Genomic DNA, 13,743 nt, shown 5'->3' on the forward strand with positions numbered 1-13,743 from the left:
GTTAAGGTTTTATTTCAACGTTACACCACTAAAAATAGGTGTTTCGCTTGGTAAACCAAGTTTATTTCTAACAACCTGACCAGCTTGAAGTCCAGATACAATGGCACCTTCATAATATCCAACATTCACTCCAAAATTAATCCAATCACCAGTAATTATTAAATTATCAAAACCTGATTCATCAGCTTTTAAACGGTACTTATTGGATCCAGGAAGTGATAAAGTATATCTATCAGTAGGATTTACATTAGCTCTGAAAAACTGAGTTTTTAATCTTGCATAGTCTGTTTTAGCGGTTTTAGAAAAATCATGAATCACATCAAATTTCATTCCTTCTGGATATTCTAAAGTTGTTGCATTCTTAAAAAACCAACCCATTTTGTCTCGCAACCACTGTTCGGATATCCGCATTATGCGTTCTAATTGTTCATGCGGATAATTATGATCCGAAAAAGGAGGAATGACTTCAGGATCTAGGAAGGAACCAGTATAATATATTAAAACTCCTGGTTTTTGATCACCCCAATCTTCGTAAGGTAATACCTGTGACATATCAATAAACGAATATTGAGGATCCGCATAGGTTATAAGATTAGGAAGCGCCCCCTCAGGAAAGCCCCAATCTGGTAAGTGCATCCCTAATTCTTTTAAATTAGGTGTAATCCATAATTGCATAGACATGGTTGGAATACTCTTAACATGCGTATACATATTATTCCAAGCAGTATTATTAGCTATAATTTCTTTACAAATCCCTTCATTTCCACCAAGTACATCGATTGGTATACCTAAAACCGTATAATCAAAATCTTTACCTTTTTCTAGGGAGAATTCTTTTACATTTTTCCATCCGCACCAGGATTCTTCAAGATCAAATTTACCTTCTTTTAAAGCTTTAGCTTGCTCATCATCTATCTGATCATACAATGGTTCTCCAGGCCAAACATCTAGTCCTTTCAATTTGTATGTTGGGGTATATGTTCCATCTTTTAGGGTAACTTGCTCTGCCATAGATATTTTCTCTATGGATCCAGTATCGGAATAATGAACTTGTTCAACTTTATGGAAAAACTTAAATTTCACACCTCTATTTTTCAATACCAAATAAATAGGAGTAATCATGGTATCTGCTGTACCAGCTTTAAATTTCCACACAAAAGATCCTTTATATCCTGCAGAGTTTGTTAAAAAATGAAGTCCAACACCAGCAGCTAAACTTCCTTGCTGATCAGCTCCAGTAAGGTTATGGAAAGTTCCTGTGTATAAAAATCGAACCATCGCAGAACTCAATAGTCGATCACTAGCGCCATGACTTTTTAGCCACTCACGATAATCCAAATCATTAATTTTTTCATAATCTAATTCATGAGTTTCTGGATTATACACATCAGCAAAAGTACCTTTCATATTTACCATGCCAAATTCTACGAAAACTGCCAGCCAATAAAAGTATTCGTTATGATCTGCAATAGAATCAATTAATTTAGTAACCCATTTAGCAAGTACATGGAATATTTCATTTATTATAGAATGATGATCTTTTCTTGTCGCATGATCATGACCTTCTTTTACTAAATTATCTACTAATTCTGAAACATAGTGTAATAATTTTTCTCCTTCATGTTTAAATACTTTTTCTTTTACAAAAGCTTCAAATTTGGATTTGAAATCAGACCATAATGAATGATGTTCTGGAGCATTAATGTTATGTAAAGAGGCATCTGCTTTTTTAATAATACTATCTTTATTAGGATCAGTACCAAAAAGAATTTCAGCGACGAGTCCGATAGCCTTTTTTACGATTGCAGAAAATGGTAATGGACCACCTTGTCCTGGAATGTATTCGTTTGATGGGAAAATGATATTTTTTTTAATCCATTGATTAGTTTTAGGATCGAAATGAGTAAGTAGGGTAGTATCCTCACGATCAAAAGCCTCATCCCACGATTTAAATGGACTATCAGGCATTAAATTATGTTTCTCACATTCTTTGTAAGAATCCTGAATTAAGCGAAAAGCATTTTCGTACCATCCTTGAGCTATATGGATTCCATGTTCTTGGATTCTTTCATTTTGACCTCTACCAGTGGCTGTTTTACCTCCTAAGCGCCAACCCATTTGATAAATAGTTATTTCATAGCGATCTTGCCAATTTTCATAACTACTTAATTCATAGGCAGCTGTTAGGGATGACATACCACTACCTAAGATGGCGATTTTCTTTTTAGATGATTCTGTGTTTTGCATTAGTTTATTAGTTTTTAGGAATATGGATTTTTTTGGTTGTTAACTTATCATTGAAATGTGTTTCATTCAATTCATTTTCACTTATTGGGTAAATAGGTTTACCGTTTTCTATAAACTTGGTAACAATGGGAGAGTTATTCCATTGAGCTGCTTCCTCGTATAATTCATCAAGATGTGGCAGTATAAATATTTTATCAAATATTGTTTCTACGATTCCAAAGAAGTTATGAGCTTTATGAGTAACGTATTTAATATCCTCTCTAGATAATGGATAATGACTAGGATAAAAAGCTTCTATATCCGTAATTAAGGAAACGGCACAACCTCTTGGATTGCCAAAGATTTTTCCTAATATTCCAAAACTTACTCCTTCTACCATCGATTGTGCATATAATAATCTGTAGAGCACTATATTCACAAAATATTGTTCGTATATATTCTCTTGAAAAGCGATCTCATCAGCTTCTTTATAACCAGAAATGATGCTAGAATTATGCGCTCTGTACCATGTACATTCATTAGGTAATTGAATATAATCTAACCAAAAGGTAACTGGAACAGGTAGATCTTCAAATGTATCTCCAGATTCTTTGATCAATTGAGCTAGTGTCGCCAAATATAAAAAATGACTATTCACGGCTCTCCACCATGGACTTCCGGATGGCTTACCATCAATGGGATTAAGAGTGCCCCGATTTATTTCCCATTTTATAAAAGCTAATTCAGAGTTTCCTAAACCTTCTTTTCCTTTTATAATGGGGTGACCATATTTCTGATAAAATTCATATCGTAATTGGTAGCGACCTTGTGGATTATCAGATACATTATCTACAATCCTTTTGGCATTATCCTTTAGTATTTCTAACTTGTTCATATATTCGCAAAAAAAGCTTTATAAACTTACAAGTTAAATTGTTAAAAACAAGAAATAATTTAGTAAATTAAACAAGTAATTTTTATACAAATTCCCCATACCCACAATTAGGAATGATGATAAAATTAAAATATTGTTCAGGGATAATACTATTGCTATTATTCTTACCGTTGATTTCATTGAGTCAATCTACTGTGTCCCTTAAGGATACAAAAGAACTAATAGATATTGGTAAAAAAACGGATTACTTGGAGGACCCTAATTCTGATTTCACCATATCAGAAATAGTTTCAAGTGAATTTAGAGATAAATTTAAACCAAATTCTCAGGAAACTATTAATTTTTCTAGTACAGCTTCTTCCTATTGGTTACGATTTAAAGTTACTAATGAGACATTAGAGACATTTTATCTTAATATTGGTTCGGCATATATTGATTCTATTTCTCTATTTGAATTTGATGAAAAGGGAACATTACTTTCTTCTAGATACACTGGTGATGATTTACCTTTTTCAACTAGGGAGGTTGAAGTTGGAAATTACCTATTTAAACTAGATATCAATAAAGATACTACCCATATATTTTATCTAAAGGTAAAATGTGATCAGCCTTTATTCTTTTTATTACGAGTGGGTACACTACCAAGTTTTGCTGCATATGAGCATGATCTAGATTTTTTGCAAGGAATCTATTTTGGTTTCATGTTACTGATATTCTTGTATAACTTGTTTTTATACATATCTATCAGAGAAAGAATTTATCTTTATTATATCGCTTATGTATTGAGTATTACTTGGTTTGGTGCATCTGTTTTTGGTTATTTCTTCGAATATTTTTGGGCGGATTATCCATTTTTAAACAAGTGGGTAGTAATAAGTGCAGGATTAACCATGATTACAGCTACTTTATTTACCCAACAATTTTTAAATACTAAAGAATCTGGTTCTCGTTTACATAAAATATCTATGATCTTTTTGATTATTGGTTTTTTGGTCTGTGCTCTTGTTGTTTTAGGATTTAAAATAGAAGGATTGAAACTGTCGCAAGTAGGACTTTTGGCCATGGCTGCATATTTCTTGGTTTTAGGTATTCGTTTTAAGTTAAAGGGATTTCGACCAGCGATTTACTATTTACTAGCTTGGGGAGCACTAATTATGGGCATTTGTTTTGCGATTTTGGAGTCTTTAAATATTACTCCTGTAATGACTTATTTAAATGCAATGCAAATCGGTTCGGCATTTGAAGTATTACTACTTTCATTTGCTTTAGGAGATAGAATCAATATGTATAAAAAGCAAAAAGAAAAAGCTCAACTAAAAGCTTTAATCTCTGCAAAAGAAAATGAAAAACTTATTCAGGAACAAAATTTCATATTAGAACAAAAAGTAGAGGAAAGAACAGCTGTTATTGCATTAAGAAATAAAGAACTTGTAGATCTTAATAAAGAAAAGGATATGCTGGTGAGTATGGTAGCTCACGATCTTAGTACACCCTTACATCAAATGAAAGGTTCTATCTGGCTTTTAGATATTCCTAATATGACATTATCTGGAGATCAAGAAATGTATCTCAATGAAATTAATAATTCAGTTGATCGTTTGACAACGATGATCGGACGTATTCTAGATACGCAAGCGTTAGAAACGAAGACCATTAAATTGGTAAAAGAGACTTTAGATATTGTGGAATTAGTTGAATATGTAGGAAAATGTTTTGATCTTATCGCTAAGGATAAGCAAATTACCATAGAGGTAGAGGCGATGATGGGTACTCATCTCGTAGAAATCGATAAAAATTATATGATACAAGTATTAGAAAATCTGCTTTCTAATGCTATTAAGTTTTCAAATAAAGAAAAAGTTGTTGTTTTAAAGGTTCATTCGTTCGATGGAAAAACTTATGTTACCGTAGAAGATAACGGGCCAGGAATAAGTGAAGAAGATCAAAAGAAACTTTTTGGTAAATTTCAAAAACTTACTGCCCAACCCACAGCTGGAGAATCATCAACGGGGTTAGGATTGTCTATTGTTAAGAAGTATGTAGAAGCTATGGGAGCAACTATACATTGCGAAAGTACTCTGGGCAAAGGTTCTCAGTTTATCATCACACTCGAATCTAAAAATGGTTTATTAAAAGTCGGAGGATAGTTTCTAGAACTATATTTTTCTTTTATAACTTTATTTTTAGACTGGATAAATTGTTTATCTATTAATAAATCAGACATAATATAGTTTTACTGTAATAAATGATTATAAAATTAGTTAATTGCTTGTTAGCTTAATTTTTATTCTATTTTTGTATCCATTATACATCTTTCTTATTAAATCTGAGATAGTAAAAGAAAGAACTATAATTATGAGCCACAGAAACCTACTATATACTTGGATTATAGGATGTTTGTTAATTCTTCCTTTTAATTTATTTTCTCAGGAATTATATACGTATTCCGGAAAATTTGAACTAGGATCTTATAAAGGAGATGCTAACTTTTCTTATAACATTATCGAAAATGACACAGTTCTCAATGGGGTCTTTCAATTTAGTAGTGCCAGCTTAAAGGATTTGTTAGAAAATAAAGATTCTTCATTTTCAATTACCGGAAATTTCGAAAATGATTATGCTACAGGTCCATGGAAATTTTCGTTTAATCTATTTGAAACAGAGAGTAAAAGTAGTGTCGAAGATCTACAATATGTTGTAAATGTTAGTGGAGAGCAGCGGTTAGCACAAGGTAATCTTATCGAAGGAAAACCTGATGGTACATGGATCTATACTGCTCAAGAAATTCAAGATTCTAAAGTCGATAAGGTAACTTTTAAAAGTACAATCGATTTTGATAATGGAATCCCTCAGCGTAGTTTTCGTATTGAAGATGAGGAAAAAGAACTTGTAGGTAGATTTTTAAGAAACGGTATTGCGCACGATCAATGGACCTTATATTCCGATCAAGAAATAGACGATGCAGAATCTTGGTTTTTTAGTGAAGGGATTCTCGAACGTATTCGGATTACGTCCAGAGGACAAACTATCAATATAGAGATTTATCCCAATACAAATATTACAGGAAAAACAATCACATTAGATAATACCTATCTCGAAATTTTAAAGTTGAAATTGGGGGCTGATAATGCTTCCAAAATTACCGATAGTGGTATTCTCTCATTGCTTCAGAAAAATGATTTGTATTATCAGGAGATTGATACCATTGTATCCGGAATCAGTAAAGCTCCATTTACTCCTCAATTTAAGGTTAGAATACCATATTTTCCGTTGAATAATAAGGAAACAAAGAGTTTAGACTTAATTGCAGATTACTACAAAAAGGCCAATGCTATTTGCGTTTCTCTGATAGAGGACACTCAAATCTCTATTCTAAAATTGTCTGATGAACAGGTTTTTAAACTAGATGAAGAGGTACATCTAATTTCAAACAAAATTGTAAAACCTTTAGGGCAGGTCTTAGAATACAATACCAAATCTTTACTACCATTTTTCTCTAGGAGTGAAATTATCAATAAGGTTTGGGAAAGAGGACTTCCATCTCTTAATTCTCAAAATACTCCAATAGTAAACCAGATAGAGAGTTCAAAAGCTAGAACTATATTGGAAGTAGAACAGTTAGCTAAAGAAACGTTTACATACTTAAGTACTGTAGAAGAGATATTAGCAAAGAAAATTAATAGACAAAGAAGAGAACAAAAGGCAATTGACTTAGAGAAAAAAATGATTAGTCAATTACAGTATTTAGAGGTATTGGAAAAATCTTTTGAGACAGATACGATTCCTGAAGCTTATATAAATACACTAAGCACTATAAAAAGTAATGCGAGAAGTAAGCTGAATAGGTATGCTTCTATGGAAGATCTCGAGGAAAAATTAAAATATGCCGAAGAGCTAGTAGTTTGTTTTGATGCTTTGGATAATATAGGAGAAACTATTTTAAAATTACCAAATCAACAAAATGAGATAAAGAAAAAGTATCAAGATGATGTTTGGAATCCGTTTACTTCTACTGTAATGACAGAAATGGTAAAAAAACGTATTACCCAAGCGTATGAGAATGTCTTGATACCGTATTTTCTGGAAAAGGTAGAACAAGATATTAGTTGTGATGATTCTATAAAATGGATACAGACTGTTCATAAAACGCATCAACGTATGCATGAAATGCGTGAGGAAAACACAAGAAAATTAGAAAAAAAACTAAGGAAAGAAAAAGATCCTTTAATAATTCTGGAACGTTTTCAAGTATATCCTATTAATAAAGAGAAAGAATAGATGAAAGGAAACTTACGTATATATCTTGTTTTTATTCTTCTCTGTAGTTATTCAGTTCAGATAAATGCGCAAGAAGATCCACCGACAGAATCAGAATTTAAGGAACCTGTTACAAAGTTATGGATCAATACCTATGGTAATATTAGGATCGCTAAACGTTTCTTTTGGGTAGCACAGACTCATTTTAGATTTGAAGAAACGGAACAGACTCCTTTTGTTGGACAAGTTGCTCAAATTTATAATCGTCATGCTATTGGTTATATCTATTCTAAAAAGTTTAATTTTAGTCTAGGAGGTGTTTTAAGATTGAATTTTAATACAGATCCTTCCTCTCCAGATCGAAATTTGGTACCAGAATGGCGTATTTGGCATCAATATATGTTTGCGATGCCACTTTCTAATATGATGTTTTATCATCGTATAAGGATAGAGCATCGTTGGACTCAGGATTTTGCCGAGGGAAGTAATTACGATTTTAGAAATAGATGGAGATATATGTTTAAAGCGAAAATTCCTTTAAATTCTCCAACATTAGCTCCCAAAACATTTTATCTTTCTCCAGAGGCTGAGCTAATTATGCAAAGTGGAAAACCAGTAGTTGGAAGTCCTTTCGAAGATCTTAGACTACATGCTTCATTTGGTTATATATTAACTCCAAGAATGACCGTAGCAGCAGGAATTATGTATTCTCAAGGACAAACTTTGAGCGACGGGACAGCGTATAAACAAAACTGGACAGCGAGATTGCATTTATATTTCTCTCCAGATTTTAGAAAAGTAAAAAATAAGCTTCCTTCGATACATTTGGATGATTAATATTTATATTTATAGATAAAGCTTCTGCAATATGAAATTAAAAAAGACAACATTAGTTTTATATGGTTTACTACTAACAGCAGTTATTGTAGCAGTGAGTGGAAAGTTTAAGGAACAAAAACTACTTAAAGAGCTTAAGGAAACTCAAGAAAAAGAATTACAGATTTCTGAACAGATTGATTCTCGAAACGATTTATTAGAAATAGACTCCTTATTAATTAAGGGCAATTATGTTGCCGCATTAAAAGCTTATAAGAATAAAACTATTAACAATAATAGTGAACATCTTCAATTACGGATACAACTAGCAGAAAGATTTATTGCTTTATCTCAGGCAAGTACCGTTCAAGATTCATCTGTTGTAGAATCTATAGAGGAATCAGAAGCAGTAATACAAACAGATTCACCTTATGAAATTAGAAAATATGATTCTTTAAGTTTTGTATTAGCCAAAGTAAAGGCACAACTAAATCGAGTAAAAAAGAAACAACAAAAGAAGTCGTATGGTGAGTATTTAACTTTTACCAATAGAAAAAAGCACAAGGTTCATTATGTGGGTCAGGTAAAAAACGATAAGGCAAGTGGATATGGGATTGCATTTTTTGATACTGGAAGTAGATATGAAGGAGAGTGGAAAGAAAATCTAAGACATGGTGAAGGAGCTTTTTATTGGACGGATGGTCAGTCTTATGAAGGACAATATTTAAATGATCGTCGTAATGGAAAGGGAACGTATTCTTGGCCTAATGGTGAAAAATATATTGGGTTATGGAAAGATGATCAAAGAAATGGAGCAGGGATATTTTATGGAAAGAATAATAAAGTAATTACCGAAGGTGTTTGGAAAAATGATAAACTGGTAGAAGAAAATAAAAGTAAAAAGTAATGCTTATGTAAAAGAAAAAATCGTTCATCAAATCAATAATCAATAATCAAAAAATGAGAACAAAAATGTTATTACAACTGGCAATAATCTTATTGTCAAGTCGGTCTGTTTGTCAATCCCAGAAAAGTATTAAAAATGTAAACAACATTGATCTTACTACTGAAATGTTGAATTCTTTTTTGGTTTCTCAAATGGATTCATTAAAAATTCCCGGACTTTCTATAGCAATTATTAATAATGCAGAAGTAGTACATCATAAAACTTTTGGGTATGCAAACTTGGAAAAGAAAATTCCTGTAACGAAAACAACTATTTTCGAAGCGGCTTCCATGTCTAAATCTGTATTTGCCACCTTTGTAATGACTTTTGTAGAAGAAGGTAAATTGGATCTAGACCAACCATTATACCAATATTTACCTTATGATGATATTGCATATGATGAACGGTATAAGCAAATAACAGCCCGTATTGTATTAAGTCATCGATCCGGGTTTCCTAATTGGAGAGAAAATGAGGATGATAAAAAGCTAAAAATAAAATTTGATCCTGGTACAGATTATGGATATTCTGGAGAGGCTTACCATTATTTAGCAATGGTTTTGAAGCATATTGAAAATACAGATTGGGATGGATTAGAAAAAGCATTCCAAGAAAGAATAGCCATACCCTTAGAACTAGAGCATACTACATTTATAGAAGATGCATATGCGTTAAAACATAAAGCTGAACCCTATAATAGCGATGGTAAATGGATCAATTGGAAAGAAGACTATTGGTATAAAAAAGATAAAGGTGTTTTTGTGGCACCAGCTTCTATTAGATCAGAACCTCTGGATTTCTCTAAATGGATGATAGGGATTATGAATAAAAAGATTCTTAAAGAAGAAAGTTATCAGGAGTTGTTAAAACCTCATTCTACCATCACTACTTTACCTAGTGGAATTAAGTTATATTATAGTTTAGGTTTTATGACTGCAGGTGGTACTTATCAAAATAGCTTTTTTCATGGCGGTTCTAATGATGGATTCACTTCTTGGTATATGATGGATGTTGAAAAGAAATTTGGCTACGTTTTATTTACAAACTCCATGTTTGGAGAAACATTAGGTAATATACTCTTGGATTATTTCGAGAAAGCATCTTATTAAATGTGTAAAACTAAAATATATAGTTCAAATATTAATTGGGTTTATTCTGATTTAATATTTGAATTATTTGGTGTAACGATTGCTTAGCTTCTTTCATCACAGGAAGTAATGGCCAAATATGTGGCATTCCTTTTCCTTCAAATGCTTGTATATCAATCGAAGCTTGTTTCATTTTTTCTAATGCCAATTTTTCATCAGGGTACATGATATCATATTCTCCAAGAAACAACACAGTTTTAGGAAAACCTACAAAGCTGCCGTATAATGGAGAAATCATGGTGTCTTTAAGATCTACATTTCTTGCACACATCTTTTTTGAACTTAAAATACCAACTTTAGAAAGCATAGGATCCATCGGATCAATTATATCAATTTCGGGATTAGACATCGTGGCATCCATAACCGGAGATATTAAAAGAATCTGGTAGGGTAGTGGTAACTGTTTAGAAATTAATCTTTGTATTAATGATGTTATTAAGGTTCCACCCACGGAATCACCAATAAAGGAGATTTGATTAGCTTTGTGATCTTGTAGTGCAGTATCGTAAACAGCGTCTATATTGTGGGATATTTCTATAATATCAGATTCTGGAGCTTTCGGATAATTACACATCCATATTTTGTAATCTGTCTTTTGTACAATAGTTTTTATTGAATCCCAATGATGCTTCGCTGGACCAGAAACAAATGCGCCACCATGAATAAATATAAGTAGCTTATTAGGATTACTATTACAGGTGATCTCAGTGATAGTCGAATTAGAAACTTTAAATTGTTTCGTAATATTTTTTTTAAAAAAACTTCCTTTCGGATTATAAACATCCTCTTTTCTAATTGTTTGATACGCGACTGGATCTTGACTAAAGCTTTTCTTGATGCCTTTTAGTTTTAAAACTGCAATTGTTAGATAATATGTCAGGCTTTTTTTCACAAATCTTAATTTTTCAAAAGATAGGAAAAATCGTGTAAATCTTATAGCATCATTCCATTTGGAATCATAAATTGAGAACAGCGAGTGACTTTGTTTTGCTTTATCTTCTTCTACCAGAATAAGTGATAGCTTCTCCTTTTCCAAATGCATAGCTTAGTCCGAAAGTAAAGAAACGTCCACGTTGCCCAAAGTTATAAGTTTCAAAAGTAGGTTGGTTTACGAAACGCTCCTGAATTCTGGAAGCAAATACATCTCTTATGCCAAGATTAGCCACTATTTTTCCCTTTAGTATTTTCTTACGTATTCCTATATCCATAAAAGCAAATCCACTTTGTTTTCCTTGTACAGTTTCAAAACCAGATCTGTAATTTCCATTAAGCTCTAAATCAATATCAGCAGGAAATCCAATTTTTGAACCTAATCGAGTGGACCACTGATTTCCTGTAAAATCAAAAACTTGTCCTTCAAAAGATCCTTGACGATCAAAATAATTAAAATTGAAATCTCCTGTAAAGGTTAACCATTTGGTAGGACTATATTTTCCATTAGTTTCAAAACCTATAGATGAATTAGTACCAATATTTTCAGGTGTAGTAAAGTTTACATTATCGATAAAAGTAGATACACGTTCTACCACGTCTGTTGTATAACGATGGTACAAACTAGAACTCATACTGGCTTTACCAATTTTATAAATACTCGTTAATTCATACGAATTGGTAAACTCTGGTTGTAGGTTTGGATTACCGGTTCTTATATTAAAATTGTTTCTAATATTAAAAAAAGGATTTAAGTCCCACAGACGAGGTCTAAAGATCCGTTTGGAGTAACCCGCTTGTAATGAAAACTTTTCGCTAAACGTATAGGACGTATGAAAACTAGGAAAATAGTTTGTGAAGTTTTGTGAATTACTCTCATTGGTATTGGCTAATAAGGTTCCTATGTCTGTATTTTCTACTCGTAAACCCGCTTTTACACCCCAATTTTCATTTTCGTAAGCACCAGTAGCATAAACCCCCAATACCTTTTGATTCCATTCAAAATCATTGGTTAAGCTCTCATTTATGACATAGGTTCCATCTATTAGATCTTCTACTTCAAAATCGTTCCCAACATCATTTATTACATATTGTGCACCAGCTTCGATAGTATATTCTTTGCTTAATGGGTTGGTATAGTCTGCTTTGAAAGTGAAATCAGCCTGTTGAAAATTAGTTGACGTTCGTTGATTACTGTCTACATCCGAACCTTCGAGCGTAGTATCTACAAATAGTGAAGATTGATCTTTTCCAAAGAAACTTCCTAGCGCACTTAATTGGAAAGTGTGGTCTTTATTATTTTTAAACTGTTTTTTCCAATTAAATTCATATTGCCACTTGGGGTTTGTGGCTTCTGTATCTTCATTTCGTATCCAGCGAGATACTAAATCATTATTGGTATCAAAAAAGCTAAAATTGGTTTCCGATGGTTGATCTTCTATCTCATAAGCAAAATTTCCTGATAATGTGAGTACATTGTACTTATTTAAATGATAATCAGTTCCTAGTGTAACATTAAAAAAGGTTTCATTTCTAAAATTTTCTCCATCACTAAATATTACTTCATTATTTTCTAAATTTCTATTGATCGCTTCATTTTCTCTCGGTAATGAACGATAACCAGCACCTATTTGAGTAAACAAATTAAATTTTTCGGTTCTACGATTTAAACTAACACCTACATTATGATTATCGGGAACACCAGTATTAAGAGATATGGATCCATTCCATCCTTTTTTCTCTTCTTTCTTTAAAATAATATTTAAAATTCCCGAAGTACCAGAGGCTTCGTATTTAGCCGAAGGGTTGGTAATCACCTCAATACTTTGAATCATATCTGCAGTAATAGTTCCCAATGCATTACTAGATTCATCTGCTAACACCGAAGGTTTACCATTAATAAGTATTTGAACTCCGCCACTACCACGAAGACTAATTTCTCCTTCTATGTTCACATTTACAGAAGGTACATTATTAAGTACTTCCAAGGCGCTTGCACCAGCTGTACTTAAATCTTTTCCTACGTTAAAGACACGTTTATCTAGTTTAAATTCGGTTTTAGAAACCTCACCTCTTACCACAACTTCATCTAGCATTTGACTATCTTGATAAAGCTTTATAGTACCAAAATCTACTTTATTTTCTGATACTGTATAATTTCTTACTTGAAGGGTTTTAAAACCAATAAAGCTGATCTCGAGATAAAAATCATTTTCTACCGTTTTTAGGTTAAAATAACCATCATCATTCGTTATTGCACCCGTAATGGTAGATTTACTGCTTTTAGAATTTAAAACAACAGTAGCGTATGGAATAGGTTGTCCAGTTTCTGCTTCTACTAGTAAACCGGTAATTTGGATTTCACTATTTTGAGACCAACTAACACCAGTATATAACATTAAAATAAGAACAAACTTTATTTTTCTTTCTAATAGCATTGTAATTTTTTTATCAAAGAAAGGGAGAAGTGAAAACTTATAAAAATCAATTTGGATAAACAACTGTTATAAGCCTGCAAACGACAT

Annotated in this window: 9 protein-coding genes; 5 read left to right on the plus strand and 4 right to left on the minus strand. The window is 32.2% G+C overall.

The features are described from left to right. Positions 1 to 9: 9 nt before the first annotated feature. A complete protein-coding gene (locus Q1B37_RS05870; RefSeq protein ID WP_299896580.1) occupies positions 10 to 2,247 on the minus strand; it encodes an NAD(P)-binding protein in 2,238 nt (745 codons plus the stop codon). Between the two features lie 7 nt (positions 2,248 to 2,254). Then, positions 2,255 to 3,121, minus strand: a complete 867-nt coding sequence (locus tag Q1B37_RS05875; RefSeq protein WP_299896583.1) for a hypothetical protein — start codon at positions 3,119 to 3,121, stop codon at positions 2,255 to 2,257. Positions 3,122 to 3,300: 179 nt separating this feature from the next. Between Q1B37_RS05875 and Q1B37_RS05880 the strand changes: the two genes are divergently transcribed. The 5 genes from Q1B37_RS05880 to Q1B37_RS05900 all read left to right on the plus strand — a co-directional run bounded on the left by Q1B37_RS05880 (position 3,301) and on the right by Q1B37_RS05900 (position 10,249). Then, entirely contained in the window at positions 3,301 to 5,268 is a 1,968-nt protein-coding gene (locus tag Q1B37_RS05880; RefSeq protein WP_299896586.1) for a sensor histidine kinase, read from the plus strand. Between the two features lie 208 nt (positions 5,269 to 5,476). Continuing rightward, the gene (locus tag Q1B37_RS05885) at positions 5,477 to 7,399 is read left to right on the plus strand and encodes a hypothetical protein (protein ID WP_299896589.1); all 1,923 of its coding nucleotides are present in this window, start codon (positions 5,477 to 5,479) and stop codon (positions 7,397 to 7,399) included. After that, positions 7,400 to 8,215, plus strand: a complete 816-nt coding sequence (locus Q1B37_RS05890) for a DUF2490 domain-containing protein (RefSeq protein ID WP_299896595.1) — start codon at positions 7,400 to 7,402, stop codon at positions 8,213 to 8,215. Positions 8,216 to 8,246: 31 nt separating this feature from the next. Beyond that, positions 8,247 to 9,101, plus strand: coding sequence for a hypothetical protein (locus Q1B37_RS05895; RefSeq protein WP_299896597.1), 855 nt, complete (start codon positions 8,247 to 8,249; stop codon positions 9,099 to 9,101). Positions 9,102 to 9,154: 53 nt separating this feature from the next. Next, positions 9,155 to 10,249 carry a serine hydrolase gene (locus tag Q1B37_RS05900; protein ID WP_299896604.1) on the plus strand — a complete coding sequence of 365 codons (1,095 nt, stop codon included), beginning with the start codon at positions 9,155 to 9,157 and terminating at the stop codon, positions 10,247 to 10,249. A 31-nt stretch (positions 10,250 to 10,280) separates the two neighbouring features. On the opposite strand, the gene Q1B37_RS05905 is transcribed toward Q1B37_RS05900, so the two are convergent. Beyond that, positions 10,281 to 11,330 carry an alpha/beta hydrolase gene (locus tag Q1B37_RS05905; RefSeq protein ID WP_299896608.1) on the minus strand — a complete coding sequence of 350 codons (1,050 nt, stop codon included), beginning with the start codon at positions 11,328 to 11,330 and terminating at the stop codon, positions 10,281 to 10,283. Next, the gene (locus Q1B37_RS05910) at positions 11,281 to 13,656 is read right to left on the minus strand and encodes a TonB-dependent receptor (protein WP_299896616.1); all 2,376 of its coding nucleotides are present in this window, start codon (positions 13,654 to 13,656) and stop codon (positions 11,281 to 11,283) included. Before Q1B37_RS05910 ends, Q1B37_RS05905 begins: the two co-directional genes overlap by 50 nt. Positions 13,657 to 13,743: the final 87 nt, after the last annotated feature.

Origin of the sequence: uncultured Aquimarina sp. (genome assembly GCF_947492965.1) — a bacterium.
Lineage (GTDB): Bacteria > Bacteroidota > Bacteroidia > Flavobacteriales > Flavobacteriaceae > Aquimarina.